Source organism: Paraburkholderia acidisoli (assembly GCF_009789675.1).
Classification (GTDB): domain Bacteria; phylum Pseudomonadota; class Gammaproteobacteria; order Burkholderiales; family Burkholderiaceae; genus Paraburkholderia; species Paraburkholderia acidisoli.
Window position 1 is genome coordinate 174,573 of record NZ_CP046914.1, and the last position, 24,513, is coordinate 199,085.

Genomic DNA, 24,513 nt, shown 5'->3' on the forward strand with positions numbered 1-24,513 from the left:
GAATTCGTCAGGCGGCAAACACTCATCAGGCATATCTGACAGCGAGAGTCATCATGGAACTAATTGAGAATCAATGGCACTCGGGTGCGACCACCTTTTCGTCCGCGGTTTCATCCTCAGGGGATCTGTCGTCGGTCATCGACCGCGTCCTGATCATCGCGTATCGGAAGAAGAAGAAGGAAAGCCAGCGCCGTTTCTGGGCGCGGTTCGGCGTGACGCAGTCGCGCGGCAGCCGATTCGAATCGGGCGCGGAAATTCCGCCGCCGGTCTCGATTCTGCTGGGTTTATATTTCAACAAGACGATTTCGGACGGCGATCTGGGCCGCGCCGAGCGCGTACTGCGCCGCGCCGAAGGTCCGATGGCGTTTAGCCCGGGTCAATAAGACCCATTTGAGTTGCGATCACGGCGGCCGCGCGCCGTGAATTGACGCCGAACTTCCCGCGAATGTTCTTCATGTGGAAGTTCACCACGGCCTCGGAGCAATTCAGGATGTGCGAAATTTCCCATGTGGACTTGCCGAGCGCGGTCCACTTGAGGCATTCCTTCTCACGCGGCGTCAATTTCGGGATCAGCGACTGGGCGTGCTCGGTCAGATGTCGCTGACTCGTATCCAGCACCAGATCGCGCAGCAGCACGAGATTCGGCAGCGCGCGGTTCACGTCGTCCCAGAAACTGTCGGTCGGATTCACGTCGTTGACGAAGCACAGCATGCCGATTTCCTGGCGCGGCCCGTGAATCGGCAGCGTAATGCCGGCGCGCAGCCCGTAGGCGCGGGCTTCCTCGTACATGGATTGCTGCTGCTCGGTCGCGAAGAGTTCCGGCGACCAGATGAGCGGCGACGACCGCGTCGTGCAATGCGACACGGTCGGGTCGAAATAGGCCATGCCGTGGTCGTTGTACGTCTGCCGCCATGCGGCGGAGTAGTTCGTTCGAATGAACGCATCCTCGAGACGCATGCCGGGACGAGGCAGGATAGCCAGCATGAGCTGGCTGAAACCCCACGAGCTGGCGAGCCCGTTCACCGCGTCGAACCACGCCGCCTCTTCAGGCGCGTCGAGCACGGGCGACATCTGCTCAATAAAATGTAGAGGCACGTTCAACACTCTCCATCGGCGGTAGGCGCGAGCGTGGACGGCCACGCGATATCGGCGCCTCGCTTCTTATGATGTAAGAATTTATCACTAAATCCCTCCCTGATTGCCCTAATTCCGCAAAAGGGTCCGTTTGCGCACGTTTTTTCTGTCGGAGATGCGGTAGGCGAGCGGGGGACGATGCGGGAAGCGGCAACGCACGCCGCGACATCCGTGCCTCCGGGCAGCGGGTGCCGTCAGGAAGTCGCAAGCGTAGCCGGCGCCGTCTTGATGCCGCAGAGAATAATGGCAATTAAATAATGACTGTCATTTTGTGCGTGATTTTATTTTCTCTTTTTATACGCACTCGACGCGCTGCACTTTGATTCCGCCCAAATTGATCGGTATTTTTTTGCCGGAATGACAGGGGAGTCGGTAAAAATCGGTAGAACTGAGGAATTCAAATGCCGGTGCTAATGCATTGAAGTTCGAGCATAAACAGATGAGCGGCATTTTACTGCCGCTCTGTTGACGCCGAAACTATGCTTCCCCGTTTTAACTCAGGGCTTGCGCAGGATTTCGATGATGCGCGCCGGGCGCAGATGATTGAGGGCGTAGTGCATGCGGCCCGGATTACGGCGCTGTCCAGTGCCCTCGGGATCAACGAACTGCCACGCGATATCGGCGGGCAATTCAGGCGGGGTCATACCCTTGTCAATCCATTCGTAGCCGGATTCCAGCGCGAACAGCAGGCGGTGACCGCCCACTTTGCGACTGTCATAACCGGCGAACCCGTCCGGCGTTTCGGGCACGCTGTTGTCGAGCGTGGCGTTGCTCATGACGACTTCGTCCGGGCCAATGACGCCGTCACCCGCGCGGCGCGCGGCTTCGCGGTTCTTGCCGTCGGTGTCGACGGAACTATCGTGCGTGCGATCGTTATGCAGTTCGGCGCTGCGCGTCGGGCCTTCCTTTGCACCCATCGCGGCCTGACCGGTGTCGTCGGGACGAATCATGATCTTCCTCCTTGGACCAACGTGGCTGATGTCAGCCTGAATTCCGCAAGCGCCGTTCCAGCGCGGCGCCGCGACTCGATCGAGAGAATAGCGGGCAGTGCGCGCCCGGAGCGCGCACCGAAAAGCAAGCCGGTTCGCCAGGAGAACGCTTCCAGCGATTTCGCATTTTTTTCGTTGGATCGGCCTTTTTCCCAGGAGTATGATCCTCTTTCATCGAGTTGGCGCGCTTTCAATTAATGGGCCGAAACATCGGCTCAAGGCTTTGTTTTGCCTCGGAATTCCGAATTTGCGCGCTATATATAAATGTAAATGAACGAGGCAGTCAGGGGCGGGTGAGACACATGCACTTCGACGCTGCATTCACGCATCGCGGCTATTTGCTGAATTGCGCGCCGGCACGAGCCGGCGACGGGTCCTGGCAACCCTATGTGGTGATTTCGCGTTCGAGCGACGGCGAACTCGTCGCCAACCGTTTTTTCCCCGCCGAGCTGCGCTTCCCCGACGAAGCCGCCGCCATTGCGCACGCCCGCGACTGGGCCGTGCGCTGGATCGACGCGAGCAGCGTCACGCTCTGATCCGCTTCCGATCGCGGCGCTCTCGCTGGCCGACCCGCGCAATCTCGCGCCGCTCACTCTCACGGGCCCTCCGGCGAACTCGCCCGAAACGCGGTAACCTCTAGGGTCGATACACTTCCGCGCGGCCGTGCGTCCGCTGCTGCATCACCATGTCCAAAGCTGCTTCCCCCGACTGGGGTCTCGAACAGATCGTTTCCGAGCTGCGCGCGTCGCGCGAGGAACGGCATCGCACGCGCCATCCGCTCGGGATTCGCGAATTGCCGTCGCGCGAGGCGATCGTCAACATCGTGGCCGGCCTGCGCGCCGCGCTCTTTCCCACCCACTACGGCGCGCCCGATCTCACCGACGAAAGTGTCGACTACTACGTCGGCCATACGCTCGAAAGCACGCTGCGCCTGCTTTCCGAGCAAATTCGCCGCGCCCTGCGGTTCCTGCCGGAGAATGCGCATGTCAGCGACGACGATCTGCGCGCCCGCGCGTTCGAAGTCGCGCGCGAGTTCGGCCATCGACTGCCGGAGATTCGCGCGCTGCTCGTGAGCGACATTCAGGCCGCGTTCGCGGGCGACCCGGCCGCGCACAACATCACCGAGATCCTGCTCTGCTATCCGGGCATCTGGGCGATGACGCATCACCGGCTCGCGCATGCGCTATATCGTCTCGGCGTGCCGCTGCTCGCGCGCTTCATCAACGAGATCGCGCACTCGGCCACGGGCATCGACATTCACCCGGGCGCTCAGATCGGTTCGAGTTTCTTCATCGATCATGGCACGGGGGTGGTGATCGGCGAGACGGCGATCATCGGCGAGCGCGTGCGCGTGTACCAGGCCGTAACGCTCGGCGCGAAGAGTTTTGCCGCCGATCTCGACGGCACGCTCGTCAAGGGCAATGCGCGCCATCCGATCGTCGAAGACGACGTGGTGATCTACGCGGGCGCGACCATTCTCGGCCGCGTGACGATCGGGCGCGGCTCGGTGATCGGCGGGAACGTGTGGCTCACGCACAGCGTGCCGGCGGGCAGCAGCGTGCGCCAGGGCAAGATACGCGAGATCGAGCGCGGCGACGCGAGCGCCTGAACTAGCTTGAATTAAAGTGCAAAGAAAACGGGACGCCGCGGCGTCCCGTTTTTTATGGCCGATCGGCGCCGCCGCTTCAGGTATTCGAGAGACCCATGGCGCCCGAATGACCGACGATCGCGAGAAACTCGCGACGCGTGGACGGGTCCGTGCGGAACGTGCCGAGCATGCGCGAGGTGACCATCGAGACGCCGGCCTTGTGCACACCACGCGTGGACATGCACTGATGTGCCGCTTCGAGAATGACGCCGACGCCTTCCGGTTGCAGCACGTCGTTGAGCGTGTCGGCGATCTGCACCGTCATCTTTTCCTGGATCTGCAGCCGCTTGGCGAAGGCATCCACGAGCCGCGCAAGCTTCGAGATGCCCACCACGCGATGCTTGGGCAGATACGCGACATGCGCGCGGCCGATGATCGGCACCATGTGATGCTCGCAATAGCTTTCGAAGCGAATGTCTTTCAGCACGATCATTTCGTCGTAGCCGTCGACTTCCGAAAACGTGCGCGCGAGGATGTCGCGCGGATCGACCTGATAGCCCGCGAAGAACTCTTCGTAGGCGCGCACGACGCGCGCGGGCGTATCGAGCAGACCTTCGCGCGAAGGATCGTCGCCGGCCCAGCGCAGCAGGGTGCGCACGGCCGCTTCGGCTTCGTCGCGTGACGGCCGCTCCACGGGTGCGCTGGCGCTGACCACCCGCGTTTCCGTCTTGCGTTGCTTCGTTTTCTTCTTCTCTTCGCTCATGCATCGGCTCCAGTGGCGACCGGCGATGGCGCTTCAGGCGCCCACGCGGTCCCATGCAAGATAGTGACTGCCGTGCGGGCAAACGCCCGATCCGACATGCACCCAAAACGCGCATTGTTTCATGTTTTCCCGCGTCGCGCCGGAGGTACCGGCACTCGGGTTCCGGCGCTCGCTCGCCGCTCACTTCGGCCATTCGTCCATGGCGTCGTTGAACAGCTCGGCGACGAGGCTGCGCAGCCATGCGCCGCGCGGCGCATTGTGATACTTGCGATGCCAGTGCTGCTTCAGGTCGAAGCGCGGCAGCGGCAAAGGCGGTTCCACGAGCGTGATCGATGCATGTTCGGACACGTAAGCGAAGCCGATTGCATGCGGCACCGTGGCAATGAGGTCCGAGCGCGTGAGGATGAACGGCAAGCTCATGAAGTGGGGCGTCTCCAGCACGGCACGGCGGTGCAGGCGCTTTTTCTCCAGATAGTGCTCGAGCACTTCCTGGCTGCGGCCCTCGGCGCGCACGACGGCGTGGCCCAGATTCAGAAACTGTTCGAGCGTGATGGGCTGCCCCGCGAGCGGATGCGCACTGCGCATCATGCAGATGAAGCGATGCGTGAACAGCCGCTGCTGGAAAAAATTGTTGCCGCCGAGGTCGGGGAAATAACCCACCGCAAGATCGATGTCGCCGGATTCGAGGCCGCGTTCGACCTGACTCGGCGGCAGCGATACCGAGCGCAGATTCGCGTTGGGCGCGCGCTCCGCGAAGACCTGCAACAGACGCGGCAGAAACACGATCTCGCCGACGTCGGAAAGCGCAATCGAGAACGTGTGCGTGCTGGTGGCCGGATCGAAGTCCTGATCCTGCAACATGCCTTTCTCGATGCGGATGAGCGCATCGCGCGCCGCCGGAATGAGGCCGAGCGCGCGCGGCGTGGGTTCCATGCCGCGCGAGGTGCGCACGAACAGCGGGTCGCCGAAATACTCGCGCAGCTTGCCGAGCGCCGTGCTTACACGTGGCTGGCTGACACCCAGCCGCTCGGCGGCGCGACTCACGTTGCGCGTGTCCTCCATCGCCACGAGGAAGGGGATGAGATTCAGGTCGAGGTCTTGCATCGAGAGAGCGCTCGCCGCGACACGCACTGCGAGCCATTATGCCGAAATGAGATAAAGACTAGAGCATGAAGTGGAATTCCAGATATTGGGGATAGTGCGCACCGCCGCTTCCGGCGGCTTTTGTGCAGCTTCTATCCTGATAGACATGCACTTTTCTCCCATGCACTGGAGTGCAGTCTCGGGGAAGCCCCGCCTTGACAAGCGCGCGCGTCGGCTTCCATAATGCGCTCGACGTTCGCTAAACGAATCAGTGTTCGTATATAGAACTTTCTGCGATCAGTGGCGTGGATTCTCCGCGATGCGCATCGCTCTCAGGAACAGGCATGATCAACAAGATTTCCGACTCGCTTCAAGCCGCCGTGGCCGACGTCCATGACGGCGCCACGGTGATGATCGGCGGTTTCGGCACCGCCGGGATGCCCGCCGAACTGATCGACGCGCTGATCGCACAAGGCGCGCGCGATCTCACCATCGTCAACAACAACGCCGGTAACGGCGACACGGGTCTGGCCGCGCTGCTCAAGGCCAAACGCGTGCGCAAGATCATCTGCTCGTTCCCGCGGCAGACCGACTCGTACGTGTTCGACGCGCTGTATCGCGCGGGCGAAATCGAACTCGAACTCGTGCCGCAGGGCAATCTCGCCGAGCGCATTCGCGCGGCGGGCGCCGGTATCGGCGGTTTCTTCACGCCCACGGGCTACGGCACGAAGCTCGCCGAAGGCAAGGAAACGCGCCTGATCGACGGTCGTCATTACGTGCTCGAAGCGCCGCTGCACGCCGACTTCGCGCTCATCAAGGCGTACAAGGGCGATCGTTGGGGCAACCTCGTGTATCGCAAGACGGCGCGCAACTTCGGCCCGATCATGGCGAGCGCGGCGAAGGTCGCCATCGCGCAGGTGTCGGAAGTCGTCGAACTCGGCCAGCTCGATCCGGAAGTGATCGTCACGCCTGGCATTTTCGTGCAGCGTGTCGTCGCCGTGCCGCAAGCGGCTCATCAATCGCAAAGCCAGGCGGCGTGAAGGAAGGAGAGAAGCAATGAAACGACTGAATCGCGAGGAAATGGCCCAGCGCGTGGCCGCGGACATTCCCGAAGGCGCGTACGTGAATCTCGGCATCGGCGTGCCGACGCTGGTGGCGAACCACCTCGACGCAAACAAGGAAATCTTCCTGCACAGCGAGAACGGTCTGCTCGGCATGGGCCCGGCGCCCGCGCCCGGTGAAGAAGACGACGAACTCATCAACGCGGGCAAGCAGCACGTCACGCTGCTGACGGGTGGCGCGTATTTCCATCACGCGGACTCTTTCGCGATGATGCGCGGCGGCCATCTCGACTACTGCGTGCTCGGCGCGTTCCAGGTCTCGGCGAAGGGCGACCTCGCGAACTGGCACACGGGCGCACCCGACGCGATCCCGGCCGTGGGCGGCGCGATGGACCTCGCCATCGGCGCGAAGCAGGTGTTCGTGATGATGGAACTGCTGACGAAGCAGGGCGAGAGCAAGCTGGTTGCCGAGTGCTCGTACCCGGTCACGGGCGTGCAGTGCGTCGACCGCATTTACACCGACCTCGCAGCGTTCGACGTCACGAGCGACGGTCTGGCCGTGCGCGAAATCTATTCGGATATCGATTTCGACGCGCTTCAGAAGCTCGCCGGCGTGCCGCTGATCGACGCGACGCAAAATCGCCGCGCAGCGTAAACTGCACTCGCGTGCATCGCACGCATTCGTGGCGCGGTAACCTGCAGTGATCGATATGCACTGCAGGTTACCGCGCCATCTGTCTCTGAAAGCCTGCACGATATTTCCATGATTGAACGCCTCACGAGCCTGATCTGCGGAACCGAGCCCATGAACGCGGTGTGGTCGCCCGAGGCCACGCTGCAACGCATGCTCGACGTCGAAGCCGCGCTGGCGCGCGCGTCGGCGGCGCATGGCGTGATTCCGCAGTCGGCCGTGCCCGCCATCGTCGCAACCTGCGTGGCGGAACAGCTCGACGCGCCCGCGCTCGCCCGCGACGCGGCGCTCGGCGGCAATCTCGCGATTCCGCTCGTCAAGCAGCTCACGGCGCGCGTGAAAGCGGTCGATCCCGAAGCCGCCAAGTACGTGCACTGGGGCGCCACGAGCCAGGACATCATCGATACGGCGACGGTGCTGCAACTGCGCGACGCGCTCGCACAGATCGAAACCGGTCTCGACGCGACCTGCGCGAAGCTCGCCGCACTCGCGCGCGCGCATCGCGCCACGCCGATGGTCGGACGCACGTGGTTGCAGCAAGCGCTGCCGATCACGCTCGGCCTGAAGTTCGCGCAATGGCTCGACGCGCTGCTGCGTCATCGCGAGCGGCTCGCGGCGCTGCGCGAACGCGCGCTCGTGCTGCAATTCGGCGGCGCGGCCGGCACGCTCGCGAGTTTGCGCGACGCCGCACCGCAAGTGAGCGCCGCGCTCGCGCGAGAACTCGGCCTCGCGCAGCCCGCGCTGCCGTGGCACACGCAGCGCGATCGCATTGCCGAGGCGGCATCGTTCTTCGGCATGCTGATCGGTACGCTCGGCAAGATCGCGCGCGACATCTCGCTGCAGATGCAGACCGAGGTGGGCGAACTCGGCGAGCCGGCGGCGGCGGGCAAGGGCGGTTCGTCGACGATGCCGCACAAACGCAATCCCGTCGGCTGCGCGGCGGTCCTCACGGCGGCGGCACGCGCGCCGGGGCTCGTCGCCACGGTGTTCGCGGGCATGGTGCAGGAGCACGAACGCGCACTCGGCGGCTGGCAGGCCGAGTGGGACGCGTTGCCCGATCTCGCGCGTCTCGCGGGCGGCGCGCTCGCGCAGATCGAGCAGATCGCGGGCGGTCTGGAAGTGCGGCCCGAACGTCTCGCGGCCAATCTCGACATCACGCACGGGCTGATTCTCGGCGAGGCCGTCATGCTCGCGCTCGGCGACAAGGTGGGGCGTCTCGACGCGCACCATCTCGTCGAGCACGCCTCGAAAGCGGCGGTGCAAAGCGGCCGCACGCTTTACGATGTGCTGGCCGCCGATACCGCTGTCACGCAGCATCTGGACGAAGCGCGCCTGAAGGCGCTGCTCGACCCGGCCAACTACGTGGGCGAAGCGGGTGCATTCGTCGATGCCGTGCTCGCCGCGCATGACCGGCAGGCACAGCGGCAAAAGCAGCACTAAAACGCACTGAACTTTATTGCAGATTCACGATTTCCGAGGAGTAACACGCATGCCTTACGCAGCTGTCAACGACACGCAGTTGTTCTACCGCATCGACGGTGCGGCCAATGCAACGGCGCCGTGGCTGGTTCTCTCGAATTCGCTCGGCAGCGACGTGTCGATGTGGACGCCGCAGCTCGTCGAGTTCTCGAAGCACTTTCGCGTGCTGCGCTACGACACGCGCGGTCACGGTCATTCGGAGGCGCCGCAAGGTCCGTACACGATCGAGCAGTTGACCGGCGACGTGATCGGTCTCATGGATCTGCTCGGCATCGAGCGAGCGCATTTCGCGGGCGTGTCGATGGGTGGCCTGACCGGCGTGGGGCTCGGTGCGCGCTTCGGTCATCGCATCGACCGTCTCGTGCTCTGCAACACGGCGGCGAAGATCGGCTCGCCCGAAGTCTGGGTGCCGCGTGCCGCGAAGGCGCGCAGCGAAGGCATGCTCGCGCTCGCCGACGCCGTGCTGCCGCGCTGGTACACCGCCGACTTCATCTCGCGCCATCCGCTCGTGATGTCGCAGGTGCGCGACGTGTTCGTGCACACGGACAAGGACGGCTACGCCTCGAACTGCGAGGCGATCAACGCCGCTGACCTGCGCGGCGAAGCCGGCTCGATCCAGGCACCGACGCTCGTCATCTCGGGCACGCACGATCTCGCCGCGACGCCCGCGCAAGGCCGCGAACTCGCCGAATCGGTGCCGGGCGCGCGTTACGTCGAACTCGACGCGGCCCACATTTCCAACGTCGAACTGGCGAAGGAGTGGAATAAGCTCGTGCTCGAATTCCTGCAGGGGGCGTGATGAACGACGAAGACCGCTACGAAGCCGGCATGGGCGTGCGCCGCGCGGTGCTGGGCGATGCGCACGTGGATCGCTCGATTGCGAACCGCACGGAAGTCACCGACGAATTCCAGAATCTCATCACGCGCTATGCGTGGGGCGAAATCTGGACGCGCGAGGGGTTGCCGCGTCACACGCGCAGCCTGCTCACGATCTCGATGATGGTCGCGCTCAACCGCGGCGAAGAACTCGCGCTGCACCTGCGCGCGGCGCGCAACAACGGCGTGACGCGCGAGCAGATCAAGGAAGTCCTGCTGCAAACCGCGATCTATTGCGGCGTGCCTGCGGCCAATTCGGCGTTCCATCTCGCCGACAAGATTTTCCGCGAGCAAGACGCGGAGCAGGGTCAGGCATAACGAAAATCGCGGGCATTATCGCCCGCGATTTTTTTGAGGATCATTGCTTCGTATGCCGAAGTAAATAGCAAATCATTCTTCGGGCTGAACGTCGGCCACATAGCGGCGCAAGCAGGCGAGCAGCGCGGCTTCTTCGGCACGACTCGCGGCGTCGCTTGCCGAACCCGCGTCGCGTTCCTCGCCGAACATCGCGGCGGGCGCTGGAATCGTGTCGACTGCGCGGCCCTCGCGGAACACGCGAATATGGCGCGTCGTTTCGACATACTCGGCGATCCAGTGAACGCCCTCGATATGCGTGCCGGTGCGGACGGGCATCTTCATGAGCTTCCTCCTCGCGCGCTGCGGGAATCATCGATACCCGCAACGATACGCCGATGCGGCCTCGCGTGCTTGTACCGTGATCGGGAAGGGCAGCGCCGGCCCACTCGCCGCACAGGCGCAAAAAAAGCGGCCCTGATTCGGGCCGCCCGTGCGGTGTATCGCTGATGCCCCATCCGTCGTCATCCGCTCGATCCGCATGCATTCAAGTGCCGGTGCACAAAAATGCACGCGGCTGCGTTGGCGTTACGCCACGGTATCGAGCACCTTGCGCACGGTGTCGAAAATGCGCGCGATTTCCTCTTCGCTCACGATCAGCGGCGGCGAGAACGCCAGGATGTCGCCGGTAAAGCGGATCAGCACGCCTGCCTCGAAACACTTCACGAACACTTCGTACGCGCGCGCACCGGGCGCACCGTCGCGCGAGTCCAGTTCGATGCCGGCCACGAGGCCGAGATTGCGAACGTCCTTGACGTGTTTCGCGTCGCGCAGGGCGTGCGCTGCGGCTTCGAACTTCGGTGCGATGCCGTTGGCGCGCTCGAACAGGCCTTCCGTGCGATAGAGATCGAGCGTGGCGATTGCCGCGGCCGCCGCGAGCGGATGCGCCGAGTAGGTGTAGCCGTGGAACAGTTCGATCGCGCCCGGCGCGCCGTTGTTCACGACCGTGTCGTGGATCGCGCGGCTCGCGGCCACGCCGCCCATCGGCACGGCGGCATTGTTGATGGCCTTCGCCATCGTGATGAGGTCGGGCGTCACGCCGAAATACTCGCTGGCGGTGGCCTTGCCGAGACGGCCGAAGCCCGTGATGACTTCGTCGAAAATCAGCAGAATGCCGTGCTTCGTGCAGAGTTCGCGCAGGCGTTGCAGATAGCCTTGCGGCGGAATCAGCACGCCCGTCGAACCGGCGACCGGCTCGACGATCACCGCGGCGATCGTCGAAGCATCGTGCAGCGCGACGATGCGCTCGAGGTCGTCGGCGAGATGCGCGCCCCACGCGGGCTGGCCTTTCGAAAACGCGTTGTGCTCAAGGTTGTGCGTGTGCGGCAGATGATCGACGGCCGGCAGCAGTTGCCCCGAATAGGCCTTGCGATTCGTGCCGATCCCGCCCACTGAAATGCCGCCGAACCCCACGCCGTGATAGCCGCGCTCGCGGCCGATCAGCTTGGTGCGCTGGCCTTCGCCGCGCGCGCGGTGGTAGGCCAGGGCGATCTTGAGCGCCGTATCGACCGACTCCGAACCCGAGTTCGTGAAGAACACGCGATCGAGCCCTGCCGGCATCAGTTCGGCCACCTTGCTCGCTGCCTCGAATGCGAGCGGGTGGCCCATCTGGAACGTGGGCGCGAAGTCGAGCGTGGCGGCCTGGCTGGCGATGGCGGCAACGATTTCGTCGCGCGCGTGACCCGCGTTCACGCACCAGAGGCCCGCGCAGCCGTCGAGCACTTCGCGGCCGTCGGTCGTGCGGTAGTACATGCCCTTGGCCGATTCGAGCAGGCGCGGCGCGGCCTTGAACTGGCGGTTGGCCGTGAAGGGCATCCAGAACGACGAGAGATCGTCGATGACGGGGCGCGAAGTCATACGGGGTTCTCCTCAAGTTGACGCAGTCGATGCGTGCCACTGTAGCCCGGCCACTTGAAGCGCCACATAGACAGTCTCTATACTGCGCTGATAACCGTGCTGGACCAACCCCGTCAACTGTATTGGTCGCTAAAGGCTCGACCGTGCAATCGTGCGGGTTTCCCCTGGCGCTTTACCAACTTTCACGATGATCGAATTCCCGCTCGAACGCCGCCGCGGCGGCCCCGTAACGCTGGTCGAACAGCTTGTTCAGGGCTTCACGCGCGCGATCGAGGCGCAGACCTTGCGCGCCGGCGCGCTTCTGCCTTCGGTGCGCCAACTCGCGCAAACGCACGCGCTTTCGACCTATACAGTGACCGAGGCGTACAACCGGCTCGTCTCGACCGGCCTCGTGGTCGCGCGGCGCGGCTCGGGTTACCGTGTGGCGCCACGCAGCGAGACGGCGCGTGCGAGCGTGACCGGCTGGCAGCCGCCCACGCTCACGGCCACGTGGCTGCTCTCCGACGTGTTCGCCGATCACTCGGTCCCAATCAAGGCCGGCTGCGGCTGGATGCCCGGCGAGTGGATCAACGAAAGCGGTCTCCATCATGCGTTACGCGCGATGAGCCGCGTGCCCGCCGTGCGGCTCGGCGATTACGGGCATCCCTACGGCTATGCGCCGCTGCGCGAACGCATCGCAGTACAGCTCGACCGTCAGGGCTTGCCCGTGGAGGTCTCGAACGTCCTGCTCACCCAAGGCGCAACGCAGGCGCTCGACCTGATCGTGCGCACTTTATTGCGCCCCGGCGACGCCGTGCTGGTGGAGGATCCCGGCTACTGCAATTTATTGCAGATCTTGAAGCTGGCGGGTCTTGCCGTGCATGGCGTGCCGCGCACGCCAGCCGGTCTCGATATGGATGCACTCGAACGCCAGATTGCCGCGCACCAGCCCAAGGCGATGTTCGTCAACACCACGCTGCAGAACCCCACGGGCGCGACTTATACGATGGCGAATGCGTTCCGGCTGCTGCAGATCGCCGAGCGCGAACGCATGTGGGTCGTCGAGGACGATGTGAGCCGCGAACTCGCGCCGCCCGGCGCGCCGTTGCTCGCGGCCATGGAAGGCTTGCAGCGCGTGCTGTACGTGGGTGGCTTTTCGAAAACGGTGACGCCTTCGCTGCGTTGCGGCTACGTCGTGGCCGAGCGCGACGTGCTGCGCGAACTCGCGCGGGCCAAGATGGCGGTGGGACTCACGTCGTCGGAAACGATCGAGCGCCTCGTCGACAAGGTCTTGCTCGAAGGGCGCCACGCCCGTCACGTTGAATTCGTGAACGAACGCCTGAAGGTTGCGCACGCAACGGTCGAGGAGCGGCTCGACGCGCTTGGTCTGGAGGTGTTTCACCGGCCTCGCGCGGGACTCTTCATCTGGGCGAAGCTGCCGGTCGAAGCCGGGCGGGCGGCCGCGATCGCCACGGCGGCGCTGAGCGACGGCATCTGGCTCGCACCGGGCTCGTATTTCCGCCCCGACGACGCGCCGAGCGCGTGGTTTCGCTTCAACGCGCCGTATTCTCTCGACGACGCGCTCTGGCGATTCATCGAGCGCGTGCGCTAGAAAAGGCTTTGCTGGCCCGACATCAGCGTGTCGAAATCTTCGCGCAGGAAGGGCAGAATCGCGTCCGCGACCGGCTGCAACTGGCGGCTGACGTAGAACGCGTAATCGAGCGGCGAACTCAGCGTCTCCAGCGGCTCGGGGCCAGCCGTCGTCATCACATAGCTGATCCAGCCGCCGTTCTGATATTGCAGCGGACGGCCCTTCACGCGGTTGTATTCGTCGGCGACGCGAGCAGCGCGCACGTGCGGCGGCACGTTGCGCTCGTAGTCGGCGAGCGGGCGGCGCAAGCGCTTGCGATAAATCAGCTGCTCGTCCATGGCGCCGTTCAAAGTGCGCGCGACATAATCGCGAATGTAGTCGGCATACGGTTCGCGCTTGAAAATGCGGCGGTACAGCTCGCGTTGAAACTGTTGCGCGAGCGGTGTCCAATCGGTGCGAACCGTTTCCAGCCCCTTGAACACGACTTCTTCGCTGCCGTCCTTCGCAAGCGTGAGTCCCGCATAACGCTTCTTGCTGCCTTCTTCCGCGCCGCGCACCGTCGGCATCAAAAAGCGCGAATAGTGACGTTCGAACTGCAATTCGAGCGCGCTGTCGAGTCCGTATTCCTCGCGCAGATGATCCTTCCACCACGCATTCACATGCGCAACGAGTTGCTTGCCCGTTTGCGTCGCTTCGCTTTCTTCGTGCGGGCGCTTGAGCCAGACGAAGGTGGAGTCGGTGTCGCCGTAGATCACGTCGTAGCCTTGTGCCTCGATCAGCGCGCGGGTCCGGCGCATGATTTCGTGGCCTCGCATGGTGATGGACGAAGCCAGACGCGGATCGAAGAAACGGCAACCGGTCGAACCGAGCACGCCGTAGAAGGCGTTCATGATGATTTTGAGCGCCTGCGATAGCGGCGCGTTGTGCTGCCGTTTGGCCTCTTCGCGGCCTTCCCAGACTTGCTGCACGATCTCCGGCAAACAATGCTTCTCGCGCGAGAAACGCGCGCCGAGAAAGCCGGGCACCGATGCCTCGTCGCCGGGCTGCGCCAGACCTTCGATCAGTCCCACGGGATCGATCAGGAAGGTGCGGATGATCGACGGATACAGACTCTTGTAATCGAGCACGAGCACCGAATCGTAGATGCCGGGCCGCGAGTCCATCACAAAACCGCCAGGACTGTTTTCGCCGACTACGTCGCCGAGATTGGGCGCGACATAGCCGAGCCGGTGCATCTTCGGCAGATAAAGATGCGTGAACGCCGCCACGGAACCGCCGCTGCGATCGACGGGCAAGCCCGTGACCGAAGCGCGTTCGAGCAGGAACGACATCAGCTCCGTTTTCTCGAACACGCGCGTCACCAGTTCGCAGTCCTTGAGGTTGTAGCGTGCGAGCGCGGGTTTGTCTTCGTCGAAGCGGCGCTGGATCTCGTCCATGCGCTGGTACGGATTGTCGATCGACTTGCCTTCGCCGAGCAGCGTTTGCGACACGTATTCGAGGCTGAACGACGGGAAACTCCAGGTGGCGGAGCGCAGCGCCTCGATACCGTCGATGATGAGCCGGCCCGCGGCGCCCGCGAAAAAGTGATTCGCATGCACACCGTGTTCGCGCCACTCCATGACTTCGCCGCCGCGGCCGAGTTTGAGCGGCACGCCGGTTTGCTGCGAATGCGCATGCAGCACGCGCAAATCGAATTGCACGAGATTCCAGCCGATGATGGCGTCGGGGTCGTGCTTCGCCATCCACGCGTTGAGGCACTCGAGCAGGTGCGCGCGGCTCTCGCAGTATTCCAGATCGAAATCGACCTGACTGGCGTCGCCGTTCGCGGGCGCGAGCATATAGACCTGGCGCTGACCGCAGCCTTCGAGCGCGATCGAATACAACTCCCCGCGCGCGCTCGTTTCGATGTCGAGCGAAACGAGTTTGAGGCGAGGGCGGTAACCGTTCGCGGGTTTCATCTCGCCGTCGAGCAGCCGATTGCTCGCGTCGGGCGTGCCACGAAACATCACCGGTGCAGTGATGAAGCGCTCCATCATGTAGCGGTCGGGCGGTTGCACGTCGGCTTCGTACACGTCGATGCCGGCCTTCGCGAGGCGTTTGGCCTGCCCGCTCAACACACGATATTGCGGCGAATAGAGACCGAGCACGGGGCGCTGCTGAAAGTCGCGCAAGGCGAGCGGGCGCAACTCGATGCGCGCGTCCTGCTTCAGCGAGGTACGGAGTTCGTGGCGCAACGCCGTTTCGTGCCCGGCGGGCACGAACGCGACTGAGACGGGCGGGCGCAGACGCAACTGCCGCGGACCGTTCTCCGTCGCGAGCCAGAAGTCGACTTCCGTGTGTTCGCCCGTATCGCGCCAATGGCGGGTGAGAATAAAACCCGCTTCAAACTCAGACAAAATATGACTCCGCCGCCGCTATTTCCCGCTTGCGATTGTAGCGGTTGAAACGCGCGCGGCGGCGGGCGGATAAGCCGGTTTAATCGGCTCAATGTTGCAGCAGATGCGCCACGAGCGGATACATCGAGACGACGAGCGAGAGCGCCATCGCCACGTTGAACGCGCGCAGGCGGCGCGAATTCGACAGAAAACGCCGCATGCCGGTGCCGAACGCGGCCCAGACGCAGATGCACGGCAACCCGACCACGAAGAACAGCACGGCCATCATGAGCGTATTCGCGCCGAATTCGGCGGTGAGGCGGATCGTGGTGGCGGCGGTGAGCACCATCATCCACGCTTTCGGGTTGATCCACTGAAACGCAATGGCTTCATGAAAGCGCATGGGCCGATGTTCGCCGCTCTTGACCTTGAGGTCGCCCGACGTGCCGATTTTCCACGCGAGGTAGAGCAGATACGCGACGCTCGCCGCTTCGAGCGCGATATAGAGCGACGGTACGCGACGGAACAGTTCACCGAGCCCGAAGCCCACCGAGAGCATGAGGACGACGACGCCCGCGCTGATGCCGAGCACGTGCGGCACCGTGCGGCGAAATCCGAAGTTGACGCCCGACGCGAGCAGCATGGTGTTATTGGGGCCGGGCGTGATCGACGTCACCACGACGAAGAGCATGCCGGCGGGCAGCGCGCTGAGCAGGTCAGGCAGCATGACGGAACTCCGGAAGAAAAGTGCAGTTTCAGTGGAAAGTCAGTGTAACGACAGTTCACGATACAGTACCGGTACACTTAGCGAAACGCAGGGCGGTACGGATCAGGGTCGAAGGTAGATGCAGCCCCATTTTTATCTTGCGGGCATACGGACTGCTAACCCGAAGAATTGGCCACTCCATTAGCGATCGACTCGACCATGGACGCTTTCTTCAACCGCCTTTTCCATCTGCAACCCTCGCTGCTCGCGACGGCCACGCACGACGTCATGCATCTGATCGTCGCCGTGCTGGTCATCGTGGTCGGCTGGTGGATTTCCAACCGTATGGCGCAGTTGTTCGCGAGCATGCTGTTGCGCTCGCACGCGGATCCGACGCTCGCGCCGATGCTCGCGGGCATAGCCGCATGGGCCGTGCGTGCGATCGCGATCGTCGCCGCCCTCAGCGAAGTGGGCATTGCCACGGCGAGCGTGCTGGCGGCACTGGGGGCTGCCGGTCTCGCCATTGGTCTCGCGCTTCAGGGCACCCTGCAAAATATTGCCGCCGGCATTATGTTGCTGATGCTGCGGCCGTTCCGCGCCGGTGATGTGATCGAGGGGAGCGGCGCCGCCGCCGGTATCGTGCGCGAAGTGGGGCTGTTCACCACGCATATCGAGCGCAGCGACGGCAATGCGGTGTTCGTGCCGAACAGCCAGATCTGGAGCAATCCGGTCATCAACTACAGCAGCGGCGGCACGCAGCGTGTCGACGTGACGATCGATCTGGCGCGGCGCGAGCAGGTCGATGCCGCCATCGCGCAATTGAAGAAGCTCGTCGCGGACGAACCACGCGTGCTGGCCGGCAACACGCTCGCGCCGAGCGTCGTTGTCGACAGCTACCTGCCGGACGGCGGCGTGCGCCTGCGTCTGAGCGTGTGGGTGCGCGAACCGGACGCGCAGCCTGCCGTCGACGACCTGCACGATCATGCACACGACGCACTCGCGGCCGCCGACATCGCAGTGACGGGCGAAACGGCGGCAAGCGCGGGCGCCCGAGATGCACAAACCCGCGCAAGCGGCGGCAATCAGGCAGAAGACCGGCACGAATCGGAAGCCGAACTGACGCGGTCGTGATGCATGCGATACGCGCTCGCGTCGAGCACGCTTTGCGCGCATGTGCTTTCGTTCTTACCGGCCTCGCCGTCGTATCGACACGGCAAGTTACCGAAACGGCAGCGATTTCAGCGGCCGTTTTAGCTGGTATGGCTGTTGCTCAGGTTTTCCGTGAACGCGACTCGGGTTGTCGCCAATAACGGCCGCGCACGCGGCCCAACAAGGAGCACGAGCATGGAAACGACGAAAGTGGAAGGCATGGCGCGGGAAGCGGCGGGCGAAGCACAGAGCCTCGCAGGCGACGTGCTCGGCGACGCGGGCATGCAGCTCTCGGGCAAGGCCAAGGCATTGTGCGGCCGCTCTCAGGAATTGATGGCCGACGCCGCCGTGGTGGCCCGCGACGCCATGAGCGACAAGCCGCTCGTGGTGCTGGGCGCCGCCATCGGCATCGGTTTCGCACTGGGCGCGTTGTGGGCCAATAACCGCGAATAATCGCGAATCAAGGCGATGCCACGCCTGCGAGGTCGACGCGCTGACTCGACGAGAATGCGCGAGAACCCGCACCGCGTGCATTGCCCGCTAGCGCCCTGCGCAGGAGGATGGCCATGTCGGTTCATTCGAAGCTCGACCGCTGGCGCAATGTGTCGCGGTTCCTCACGGCCCGTCTGTCCGACTATGGCCAGCTATTCTCGATCGAAGTCGCCGAAACACGCGCGCGCGTCATGCGCGAACTCCTCGCGCTGGTCGCGCTCGCCGTGGGCGGTATGTTCACGCTGTCCTTCCTCTGCGTCGCCTTGATCGCGACCGCGTGGGGCACGCCGTATTTTCTCGCCGTAGTGTGGGGCGTCGCGGCCGCATGGTTCCTCATGTCGATCGTGGCGCTAATGGTGGTTCGCTCGCAACGTCCAGCTCAATCGTTCGGATTGCTAAAAGACGAAATGCGCGCCGATCTGGAAACGATCAAGGAGGCACTCAAATGAATCCTCGCGCCAGACTTCGCCGGCAGCGCGAAGCCGCCATGCTGATGCGCATGGAGGTGACGCGCGTGCAATTGCTCGCGGCCAATGTCGGTTCGCGCCTCAACGACCAGGCGGCGAAGACGCCCGGCAGCTCGCTCACGCTGCCGAATATCGGCCGGGCGTTGTTTGCCGCGCCGAATGTCACGCTGCTCGGCTCGGTGGTGCTCGGCTCGCTGCTGGTGGGCCCGAAACGCATCGTGCCGCTGGTGCTGCGCTCGGGCTTGCCTGGACTCATTGCGCGCCGCGCTCGCGTGGCCAGTTCGCGCAGCACATTGCGCGCGCCCTGAGCTGCGCATCGCTACGCGCGATCGGAACGCTTGAGATAGAAGCGCCGGTACAGGATCGTCCATCCCGCAAGGGCACCGTAGGTCGCGTAGCGCAACAACAGCGACAGCCGTTCGGCGGCCTCGCCGCTCATCTGCAGCGAGATCCAGAGCCGCATCAGGTTTTCGGCGACGAGACCGACACCCCATACGGCGGTCATGAGGCGGATCGATCTCGCGAGGCCGGGACGCGAGGTCCACATTGCATCGAAATCGATCTCCCGGCCTTGCTTTTCGCGGGCGAGCGTGGATCTCGCGAGCCAGAAGACCAGCGGCTTTTCCAAGGGTAACGACAAGAGAAATAACGCGCCGATCGCGCCGCTCACGGCCGGTTCGCGGGCCTCGTGCCACTGTCTTCCCACGCCTGAAACGAGCACAATGAGCGACAGTGCGATACCCGCCAGCACGAGTGCACTGAGCGCGTCGAAATGGCCAAAGCGCGCGAGATCGACCGCCATCCACGCGAGCAGCGGCAACGCCGAGGCGACCAACGCACCCGTCACGCCGAAGTGCGGCAGGGCGAGACGATACGCCAGCGCGGGGAGCGCGACGTTCACGACGATTGCGAACACCCAGCGCAGGGAAGGAATCATCGGCGCGATCTCCGGCACTTCGTCAAAAGTGTACGAACTGGTTAAAATTGACGTGCTTCGTCATACCCTTGCGTCAGGAGTCTTCTGCATGTCCAGCCCGTCCCACTTTTCGCCGCAAACGGACAATCCGCTCGGCATGGCCGGACTCGAATTCGTCGAGTTCGCCGCGCCCACGCCCGCCGACCTCGGCCGCCGCTTCGAGCAGCTCGGCTTCAAGCCCATCGCGCGCCATATCAGCAAGGACGTGGTGCTTTATCGGCAGGGACAGATGAATTTCCTGCTCAATGCCGAACCCGATTCGTTCGCCGCCCGCTACGCCCAGGAATACGGTATGGGCGTTTGCGCGATTGGCGTGCGCGTGGCCAACGCGCGCCGCGCTTTCGAGCACGCCATTTCGCTCGGCGCCTGGGCCTTCGAAGGCGAACGCACCGGCGCCGCCGAACTCACCATTCCGTCCATTCAGGGCATTGGCGACTCGCACCTGTATTTCGTCGATCGCTGGCGCGGCCGCAACGGCCAGCGCGGCGGCGTGGGCGATATTTCGATCTTCGACATCGACTTCCGGCCGCTCGACATCGCCACCGCGCATACCGACCTCGATCACGGCGGTACCGGCTTGCGCCGCGTCGATCATCTCACGCAGACCGTGGGCGCGGGCCGGATCGGCGAATGGCTCGATTTTTATCGTGATCTGCTGCATTTTCGCGAAATTCACGAGATCAATGCGAACTGGCATGTGTCCGAGGAATCGCGTGTGATGGTGTCGCCGGACGGCGATCTGCGCATTCCGGTGTACGAGGAGGGTACGCGGCGCACGCAGCTCATGCACGATTATCTGCCCGAGCATCCGGGCGAAGGCGTGCAGCACATCGCGCTCGCCACCGACGACATTCTCGCGTGCGTCGACGCACTTCGCGTCAACGGCGTCGAGTTCGTCGAGCCGCCGCCCGCGTACTACGAGGGCGTGGATGCGCGCCTGCCCGGCCACGGCACGGACCTCGCGGCCTTGCGCGCGCGCCATGTGCTGGTCGACGGCGAAACGAGCCCGGACGGCCCGCCACGCCTCTTTTTTCAGACCTTCGTGAAACGCCGGCCCGGCGAGATTTTCTTCGAGATCGTGCAGCGCAGCGGCCACGCGGGCTTCGGCGAAGGCAATCTCGATGCGCTCGCCAGCGCGCGCGGCCGGCCGGACTAAGCGCCGTCAGGTCGCGCGCGTTGCCGCGGGTTTGCGCGCGCGCTTCGTCACCGGAGCCGCAGCCGCGCGCGGCGACACCATCGTGCGACTGCGATGCCGCATTTCCTTGGCGAATTCGGCGCATGCTTGCGTCATCAGATCGGTCGATCGATACACCATGTAGACGTGGAAGTCGGGCAGCTCGTCGCGGATCGGCAGCGTATGGAGCGCGTCGCGATTGAGCCTGAGCGGGCCGACCGAACCGTAAAACACGAAGTCCGACCACATGCTGATGACGTCGGTCTGCGTGGCGAGATGCAGGCCGAGCAGGTTCGACACGCTGTGCACGATGCGTTTGGGCATCTCCAGCCGGTGCAGGCGCATGAGGCTCGCGAGCGGGCTGCCGGGGTCGTCGAGCGGGTCGAGCGTGAGCCAGTCGGCGTCGAGCAGGTCGCGCAGGCGCGTCGTGCGGCCGAGCGGATGGCCTGGCCGCGCGGCGAGCACCATGCCCACGGAAAAGAGCGATTCCCACTGGAACGCGCTGGTGCCGGGGCCGCTGTTGGTCGATATCAGCGCGAGATCGAGCCGGCCTTCACGCAGGCCTTCGAGAATCTGCTGCGGGCGCATTTCATAGGCGTGAAGCGCAACGCCGGGAAAGCGCGCGCGAAACGCCGCGATCGATTCGGGCAACGGGCCGCTCGACGCCACCGCCGAAAAGCCGATATTGAGCTGCGCCTCGGCGTGACCGCGCATCGCCTCGATATCTTCGAGCGCGTGCCGCAACTCCTGCTCGACCACGCTTGCGCGCTTCGCGAGCGTGCGTCCGTAATTCGTCAGACTCACGCCGCGCACCGACCGCGACATCAGCGTGACACCCAACTCCCGCTCCAGCTCGGCAATGGCCTTCGACAGTGCCGGTTGCGAGATATGCAGGCTGCGCGATGCCTCGTGCATGCTGCCGTGCTGCGCGAGCGCGAGTAGCACCCGCAACTGATGCAGTTTCATTCATGTCACTCCGGGTGGGCGCACTTTGGTGCGGAACCGCATTTCATGGAAAACGACAATGGCAGCATAGTGCCGGTTATGACGTCGATTCGGTTTGGTTATCACGATGAAAATTTATCACTTCTTTCAAAAGTCGCACTGGGCCGATGATCGACTCGCACACCCAGCCACTTCGCCGCCTTTTCCACTGCCTGCGGGAGAACCGCCATGAATGACGCAACGCTCAGCGCCGCCATCACGCCGCCCACGGCCGCCCGGCAAGGCCAGCTGCGCCTGATCGCCGCCTGCTCGATCGGCAACGCGCTCGAAATGTACGACTTCACGGTCTACAGTTTCTTCGCGCTGCTGATCGGGCGGCTCTTTTTCCCCTCCGATAGCCCCTACGGCTCGCTGCTGCTCGCGGTCGCGACGTTCGGCATCGGCTTCGTGATGCGGCCGCTCGGCGGTCTCGTGATCGGCAGCTACGCCGACCGGCGCGGACGCAAGGCCGCAATGACACTCACCATCCTGTTGATGGTCATAGGCACGCTCTGCATCGCGTTCGCGCCCACGTATGCGCAAGCCGGCGTGTCCGGTTCGCTCGTGATTCTCGCGGGGCGCTTGTTGCAAGGCTTTTCGCTGGGCGGCGAGATTGGCGCCTCCACGGCCATGCTGATGGAATCGGGCGAAGTGGGGCAGCGCGGCTTTCGCGTGAGCTGGCAACTCGGCAGCCAGGGCATTTCCGCGTTGATCGGCGCACTCACGGGCACCGTGCTCTACGCGACGCTCACGCCAACCGCGCTCGAGAGCTGGGGCTGGCGCCTGCCGTTTCTGGGCGGTCTGCTGATCGCGCCGGTCGGTCTCTACATTCGCTCGAAGCTCGACGAGACCCACCAGGCCGAACCCGACGCGCCGAGCCCGCTCGGCACGCTGCTGCGCGAGCATGGCGCGAAAGTGGGGCTCGGCATTCTGTCGGTAACCGCGGGCACGGTGGGCATGTACCTCGTGGTGTTCTTCATGCCGACCTATATGATTCGCGTCTTGAAGATGCCGCCGTCGCTCGCGCTGCTCTCGGGCTGCGCAACCGGTCTCACCATGCTCGTCGCTTCGCTCGTCTCGGGCCTGCTCGCCGACCGGCTCACGCGCCGCAAGCCGCTCGTGCTCGGCTCGCTCGTGTTCAATATTCTCATCGTGGTGCCCGCGTTCTGGCTGATGACGCGCATGCCGAGCGTGCCGCTCGTGCTCGCGCTCTCGGTCGTGATGACGGCCGCGGCCAATCTCGGCTCCACGCCCATGTTGCTCATGCTGATGGAGCTATTGCCCGCCGGTGTGCGCGCGAGCGGGCTCTCGGTGATCTACAGCGTGGGCGTGACGGTGTTCGGCGGCAGTTCGCAATTCATCGTGACGTGGCTGCTCGCGAAAACCGGCAATCCGCTGTCTCCGGCGCTGTACCTCGTCGCGTGCGGCGTCATCACGTTCTGCGCGGTGAGCGCCATTCGCGAGCCGCGCGTCGCCTGACATCACTCGCCTCGGACACATCGTCCGATACTTCATCTGGAATCCTTATGAAACGAGAAAACTCACTCACGCCGTTCCAGTTTCTGCCTTCGCTGCTGCCCGAGATTGAGATCGACGCCGAAACCTTCATCGGCATCCGGCGCCAGATTCACGCGCAGCCCGAACTCGGTTTCGAAGTGAGCGCCACGGCCAGGCTGGTCGCGATGCTGCTCGAAACGTGGGGCTACGAGGTCCACACGGGAATCGGCAAGAGCGGTGTGGTGGGGCAGTTGAAGGTCGGCAGCGGCACGCGCCGCCTGGGGATTCGCGCCGACATGGACGCGCTGCCCATCGTCGAAAAGACCGGACTCTCCTACGCGAGCCAGACGCCCGGCAAGATGCACGCCTGTGGTCACGACGGCCACACCGCGATCCTGCTGGCCGCCGCGAAAGCGCTGGCCGAACGGCGCGACTTCAACGGCACGCTCAACCTGATCTTTCAGCCCGACGAGGAAAACCTCTGCGGCGCGAAGGCGATGATCGAAGACGGCCTGTTCGAGCGCTTTCCGTGCGATGCCGTCTACGCGCTGCACAACATGCCGGGCGTGCCGGCGGGTACGTTTCGCGTGCTGCCGGGCTCGGTCAGTCTCTCTTCCGATGTCGCCGACGTGACGCTCAAAGGCGTGGGCGGCCATGGCGCCATGCCGCATCGCGTGAAAGATCCTATCGTTGCGGCGGCCGCGCTGGTCACGGCGTTGCAAACCGTGGTGGCGCGCAACGTGGCACCCGACGAAACCGCGGTCGTGTCGGTCGGCTTCATTCGCGGCGGCGCAACGCACAACGTGATTCCCGAGACCGTTACGCTCGGCCTCAACATTCGCGCGGCGCGCCCCGAGACGCGCGCGCTCGTGGAAGCGCGCGTGCGCGAGATCGTGTCGTTGACGGCGCAGGCACACGGCGTGGAGGCGCATATCGACTATCGTCAACTCACGCCGCCGATGGTCAATACCGCCGAAGAAACCGCGCTCGCGCAGCAGGTTTGCGCCGAACTCGTAGGCGCGGACAACGTGGTGATGCAGGCGCCCAAAGGCCTGAACGGCAGCGAAGATTTCGCGTGGATGCTCAACGCCGTGCCGGGCTGCTATCTGTTGCTCGGCAATGGCGAGGGCGAGTTCGGCGGCTGCATGGTGCACAACCCCGGCTACGATTTCAACGACCAGGTGCTGCCGCTCGGCGCGGCATGCTGGGTCCGGCTCGCGCAGCGCTTTCTCACAGCCTAGCCGTTTG

26 protein-coding genes are annotated in these 24,513 nt (G+C 64.2%); 16 read left to right on the plus strand and 10 right to left on the minus strand.

Annotation, left to right across the window (positions count from 1 at the left end; genetic code table 11):
- Positions 1-53 precede the first annotated feature (53 nt).
- Complete coding sequence (locus tag FAZ98_RS15035) at positions 54-383, plus strand: helix-turn-helix domain-containing protein (protein ID WP_199272374.1); 330 nt, start codon at positions 54-56, stop codon at positions 381-383.
- Here the strand turns inward: FAZ98_RS15035 and FAZ98_RS15040 are convergent.
- Positions 367-1,071 (minus strand): helix-turn-helix transcriptional regulator, encoded by a 705-nt coding sequence (locus FAZ98_RS15040; RefSeq protein ID WP_158953917.1) that lies wholly within the window; start codon positions 1,069-1,071, stop codon positions 367-369. The two genes, FAZ98_RS15035 and FAZ98_RS15040, sit on opposite strands and share 17 nt — an antisense overlap.
- A 560-nt stretch (positions 1,072-1,631) precedes the next feature.
- Positions 1,632-2,084: a DUF3005 domain-containing protein gene (locus FAZ98_RS15045; protein WP_158952118.1), complete on the minus strand. Its 453-nt coding sequence runs from the start codon at positions 2,082-2,084 to the stop codon at positions 1,632-1,634.
- A gap of 341 nt (positions 2,085-2,425) precedes the next feature.
- On the opposite strand from FAZ98_RS15045, the gene FAZ98_RS15050 reads away from it, so the two are divergent.
- Positions 2,426-2,659: a hypothetical protein gene (locus FAZ98_RS15050; RefSeq protein WP_158952119.1), complete on the plus strand. Its 234-nt coding sequence runs from the start codon at positions 2,426-2,428 to the stop codon at positions 2,657-2,659.
- Between the two features lie 149 nt (positions 2,660-2,808).
- A complete protein-coding gene (gene epsC, locus FAZ98_RS15055) occupies positions 2,809-3,732 on the plus strand; it encodes a serine O-acetyltransferase EpsC (RefSeq protein ID WP_158952120.1) in 924 nt (307 codons plus the stop codon).
- 76 nt (positions 3,733-3,808) lie between these two features.
- Here epsC and folE read toward each other — a convergent pair whose 3' ends face one another.
- Together folE and FAZ98_RS15065 are read right to left on the minus strand one after the other, a co-directional pair.
- Positions 3,809-4,474, minus strand: coding sequence for a GTP cyclohydrolase I FolE (gene folE, locus FAZ98_RS15060; protein WP_158952121.1), 666 nt, complete (start codon positions 4,472-4,474; stop codon positions 3,809-3,811).
- Positions 4,475-4,654: 180 nt separating this feature from the next.
- Positions 4,655-5,578: a LysR family transcriptional regulator gene (locus FAZ98_RS15065; protein ID WP_158952122.1), complete on the minus strand. Its 924-nt coding sequence runs from the start codon at positions 5,576-5,578 to the stop codon at positions 4,655-4,657.
- A 323-nt stretch (positions 5,579-5,901) separates the two neighbouring features.
- Between FAZ98_RS15065 and FAZ98_RS15070 the strand changes: the two genes are divergently transcribed.
- The 5 genes from FAZ98_RS15070 (at position 5,902) to pcaC (ending at position 9,982) form a co-directional block, all read left to right on the plus strand.
- A complete protein-coding gene (locus FAZ98_RS15070) occupies positions 5,902-6,597 on the plus strand; it encodes a 3-oxoacid CoA-transferase subunit A (RefSeq protein ID WP_158952123.1) in 696 nt (231 codons plus the stop codon).
- Between the two features lie 16 nt (positions 6,598-6,613).
- A complete protein-coding gene (locus FAZ98_RS15075) occupies positions 6,614-7,273 on the plus strand; it encodes a 3-oxoacid CoA-transferase subunit B (protein WP_158952124.1) in 660 nt (219 codons plus the stop codon).
- A gap of 108 nt (positions 7,274-7,381) precedes the next feature.
- Positions 7,382-8,749, plus strand: a complete 1,368-nt coding sequence (locus tag FAZ98_RS15080; RefSeq protein WP_158952125.1) for a 3-carboxy-cis,cis-muconate cycloisomerase — start codon at positions 7,382-7,384, stop codon at positions 8,747-8,749.
- A gap of 49 nt (positions 8,750-8,798) precedes the next feature.
- Positions 8,799-9,587 (plus strand): 3-oxoadipate enol-lactonase, encoded by a 789-nt coding sequence (gene pcaD, locus FAZ98_RS15085; RefSeq protein WP_158952126.1) that lies wholly within the window; start codon positions 8,799-8,801, stop codon positions 9,585-9,587.
- The gene (gene pcaC, locus FAZ98_RS15090) at positions 9,587-9,982 is read left to right on the plus strand and encodes a 4-carboxymuconolactone decarboxylase (protein ID WP_158952127.1); all 396 of its coding nucleotides are present in this window, start codon (positions 9,587-9,589) and stop codon (positions 9,980-9,982) included. The genes pcaD and pcaC overlap by 1 nt, the downstream gene beginning before the upstream one ends.
- 72 nt (positions 9,983-10,054) lie before the next feature.
- Here pcaC and FAZ98_RS15095 read toward each other — a convergent pair whose 3' ends face one another.
- Both FAZ98_RS15095 and FAZ98_RS15100 read right to left on the minus strand, forming a co-directional pair.
- Complete coding sequence (locus FAZ98_RS15095; protein WP_158952128.1) at positions 10,055-10,303, minus strand: hypothetical protein; 249 nt, start codon at positions 10,301-10,303, stop codon at positions 10,055-10,057.
- Between the two features lie 243 nt (positions 10,304-10,546).
- Positions 10,547-11,875 carry an aspartate aminotransferase family protein gene (locus FAZ98_RS15100; protein WP_158952129.1) on the minus strand — a complete coding sequence of 443 codons (1,329 nt, stop codon included), beginning with the start codon at positions 11,873-11,875 and terminating at the stop codon, positions 10,547-10,549.
- A gap of 187 nt (positions 11,876-12,062) precedes the next feature.
- Between FAZ98_RS15100 and FAZ98_RS15105 the strand changes: the two genes are divergently transcribed.
- The gene (locus FAZ98_RS15105) at positions 12,063-13,466 is read left to right on the plus strand and encodes an aminotransferase-like domain-containing protein (protein ID WP_158952130.1); all 1,404 of its coding nucleotides are present in this window, start codon (positions 12,063-12,065) and stop codon (positions 13,464-13,466) included.
- Here the strand turns inward: FAZ98_RS15105 and FAZ98_RS15110 are convergent.
- Positions 13,463-15,841 carry a DNA polymerase II gene (locus FAZ98_RS15110; protein WP_158952131.1) on the minus strand — a complete coding sequence of 793 codons (2,379 nt, stop codon included), beginning with the start codon at positions 15,839-15,841 and terminating at the stop codon, positions 13,463-13,465. The genes FAZ98_RS15105 and FAZ98_RS15110 overlap by 4 nt on opposite strands.
- A gap of 88 nt (positions 15,842-15,929) precedes the next feature.
- Positions 15,930-16,547: a LysE family translocator gene (locus FAZ98_RS15115; protein ID WP_158952132.1), complete on the minus strand. Its 618-nt coding sequence runs from the start codon at positions 16,545-16,547 to the stop codon at positions 15,930-15,932.
- Positions 16,548-16,745: 198 nt separating this feature from the next.
- Between FAZ98_RS15115 and FAZ98_RS15120 the strand changes: the two genes are divergently transcribed.
- The 4 genes from FAZ98_RS15120 to FAZ98_RS15135 all read left to right on the plus strand — a co-directional run bounded on the left by FAZ98_RS15120 (position 16,746) and on the right by FAZ98_RS15135 (position 18,942).
- Positions 16,746-17,657, plus strand: a complete 912-nt coding sequence (locus tag FAZ98_RS15120) for a mechanosensitive ion channel family protein (protein ID WP_158952133.1) — start codon at positions 16,746-16,748, stop codon at positions 17,655-17,657.
- A gap of 213 nt (positions 17,658-17,870) precedes the next feature.
- Positions 17,871-18,128, plus strand: a complete 258-nt coding sequence (locus tag FAZ98_RS15125) for a CsbD family protein (RefSeq protein WP_158952134.1) — start codon at positions 17,871-17,873, stop codon at positions 18,126-18,128.
- Between the two features lie 113 nt (positions 18,129-18,241).
- Positions 18,242-18,616 carry a phage holin family protein gene (locus FAZ98_RS15130; protein WP_158952135.1) on the plus strand — a complete coding sequence of 125 codons (375 nt, stop codon included), beginning with the start codon at positions 18,242-18,244 and terminating at the stop codon, positions 18,614-18,616.
- Positions 18,613-18,942: a hypothetical protein gene (locus FAZ98_RS15135; RefSeq protein ID WP_158952136.1), complete on the plus strand. Its 330-nt coding sequence runs from the start codon at positions 18,613-18,615 to the stop codon at positions 18,940-18,942. Before FAZ98_RS15130 ends, FAZ98_RS15135 begins: the two co-directional genes overlap by 4 nt.
- Positions 18,943-18,953: 11 nt before the next feature.
- Here FAZ98_RS15135 and FAZ98_RS15140 read toward each other — a convergent pair whose 3' ends face one another.
- Positions 18,954-19,571, minus strand: coding sequence for a VC0807 family protein (locus FAZ98_RS15140; protein ID WP_233272774.1), 618 nt, complete (start codon positions 19,569-19,571; stop codon positions 18,954-18,956).
- 88 nt (positions 19,572-19,659) lie between these two features.
- Here FAZ98_RS15140 and FAZ98_RS15145 point away from each other — a divergent pair, with 88 nt between their 5' ends.
- Positions 19,660-20,766: a 4-hydroxyphenylpyruvate dioxygenase family protein gene (locus FAZ98_RS15145; RefSeq protein ID WP_158952137.1), complete on the plus strand. Its 1,107-nt coding sequence runs from the start codon at positions 19,660-19,662 to the stop codon at positions 20,764-20,766.
- A 6-nt stretch (positions 20,767-20,772) separates the two neighbouring features.
- Here FAZ98_RS15145 and FAZ98_RS15150 read toward each other — a convergent pair whose 3' ends face one another.
- Positions 20,773-21,750: a LysR family transcriptional regulator gene (locus tag FAZ98_RS15150; protein WP_158952138.1), complete on the minus strand. Its 978-nt coding sequence runs from the start codon at positions 21,748-21,750 to the stop codon at positions 20,773-20,775.
- A 207-nt stretch (positions 21,751-21,957) separates the two neighbouring features.
- Here FAZ98_RS15150 and FAZ98_RS15155 point away from each other — a divergent pair, with 207 nt between their 5' ends.
- Together FAZ98_RS15155 and FAZ98_RS15160 are read left to right on the plus strand one after the other, a co-directional pair.
- On the plus strand, positions 21,958-23,247 hold the full coding sequence (locus FAZ98_RS15155) for an MFS transporter (RefSeq protein WP_158952139.1): 1,290 nt from the start codon (positions 21,958-21,960) through the stop codon (positions 23,245-23,247).
- Between the two features lie 47 nt (positions 23,248-23,294).
- Positions 23,295-24,506 (plus strand): M20 aminoacylase family protein, encoded by a 1,212-nt coding sequence (locus tag FAZ98_RS15160; RefSeq protein ID WP_158952140.1) that lies wholly within the window; start codon positions 23,295-23,297, stop codon positions 24,504-24,506.
- Positions 24,507-24,513 lie beyond the last annotated feature (7 nt).

Bases quoted from the DNA above. Each gene is read 5' to 3' on its own strand.
- FAZ98_RS15035 (WP_199272374.1), top strand. From the start codon at position 54: ATGGAACTAATTGAGAATCAATGGCACTCGGGTGCGACCACCTTTTCG.
- FAZ98_RS15135 (WP_158952136.1), top strand. From the start codon at position 18,613: ATGAATCCTCGCGCCAGACTTCGCCGGCAGCGCGAAGCCGCCATGCTG.
- FAZ98_RS15120 (WP_158952133.1), top strand. From the start codon at position 16,746: ATGGACGCTTTCTTCAACCGCCTTTTCCATCTGCAACCCTCGCTGCTC.
- FAZ98_RS15155 (WP_158952139.1), top strand. From the start codon at position 21,958: ATGAATGACGCAACGCTCAGCGCCGCCATCACGCCGCCCACGGCCGCC.
- FAZ98_RS15125 (WP_158952134.1), top strand. From the start codon at position 17,871: ATGGAAACGACGAAAGTGGAAGGCATGGCGCGGGAAGCGGCGGGCGAA.
- FAZ98_RS15045 (WP_158952118.1), bottom strand. From the start codon at position 2,084: ATGATTCGTCCCGACGACACCGGTCAGGCCGCGATGGGTGCAAAGGAA.
- folE (WP_158952121.1), bottom strand. From the start codon at position 4,474: ATGAGCGAAGAGAAGAAGAAAACGAAGCAACGCAAGACGGAAACGCGG.
- FAZ98_RS15140 (WP_233272774.1), bottom strand. From the start codon at position 19,571: ATGATTCCTTCCCTGCGCTGGGTGTTCGCAATCGTCGTGAACGTCGCG.
- FAZ98_RS15070 (WP_158952123.1), top strand. From the start codon at position 5,902: ATGATCAACAAGATTTCCGACTCGCTTCAAGCCGCCGTGGCCGACGTC.
- FAZ98_RS15145 (WP_158952137.1), top strand. From the start codon at position 19,660: ATGTCCAGCCCGTCCCACTTTTCGCCGCAAACGGACAATCCGCTCGGC.
- FAZ98_RS15160 (WP_158952140.1), top strand. From the start codon at position 23,295: ATGAAACGAGAAAACTCACTCACGCCGTTCCAGTTTCTGCCTTCGCTG.
- FAZ98_RS15065 (WP_158952122.1), bottom strand. From the start codon at position 5,578: ATGCAAGACCTCGACCTGAATCTCATCCCCTTCCTCGTGGCGATGGAG.
- FAZ98_RS15115 (WP_158952132.1), bottom strand. From the start codon at position 16,547: ATGCTGCCTGACCTGCTCAGCGCGCTGCCCGCCGGCATGCTCTTCGTC.
- pcaD (WP_158952126.1), top strand. From the start codon at position 8,799: ATGCCTTACGCAGCTGTCAACGACACGCAGTTGTTCTACCGCATCGAC.
- FAZ98_RS15130 (WP_158952135.1), top strand. From the start codon at position 18,242: ATGTCGGTTCATTCGAAGCTCGACCGCTGGCGCAATGTGTCGCGGTTC.
- FAZ98_RS15105 (WP_158952130.1), top strand. From the start codon at position 12,063: ATGATCGAATTCCCGCTCGAACGCCGCCGCGGCGGCCCCGTAACGCTG.
- FAZ98_RS15040 (WP_158953917.1), bottom strand. From the start codon at position 1,071: ATGTCGCCCGTGCTCGACGCGCCTGAAGAGGCGGCGTGGTTCGACGCG.
- FAZ98_RS15075 (WP_158952124.1), top strand. From the start codon at position 6,614: ATGAAACGACTGAATCGCGAGGAAATGGCCCAGCGCGTGGCCGCGGAC.
- FAZ98_RS15095 (WP_158952128.1), bottom strand. From the start codon at position 10,303: ATGAAGATGCCCGTCCGCACCGGCACGCATATCGAGGGCGTTCACTGG.
- epsC (WP_158952120.1), top strand. From the start codon at position 2,809: ATGTCCAAAGCTGCTTCCCCCGACTGGGGTCTCGAACAGATCGTTTCC.
- FAZ98_RS15150 (WP_158952138.1), bottom strand. From the start codon at position 21,750: ATGAAACTGCATCAGTTGCGGGTGCTACTCGCGCTCGCGCAGCACGGC.
- FAZ98_RS15050 (WP_158952119.1), top strand. From the start codon at position 2,426: ATGCACTTCGACGCTGCATTCACGCATCGCGGCTATTTGCTGAATTGC.
- FAZ98_RS15080 (WP_158952125.1), top strand. From the start codon at position 7,382: ATGATTGAACGCCTCACGAGCCTGATCTGCGGAACCGAGCCCATGAAC.
- pcaC (WP_158952127.1), top strand. From the start codon at position 9,587: ATGAACGACGAAGACCGCTACGAAGCCGGCATGGGCGTGCGCCGCGCG.
- FAZ98_RS15100 (WP_158952129.1), bottom strand. From the start codon at position 11,875: ATGACTTCGCGCCCCGTCATCGACGATCTCTCGTCGTTCTGGATGCCC.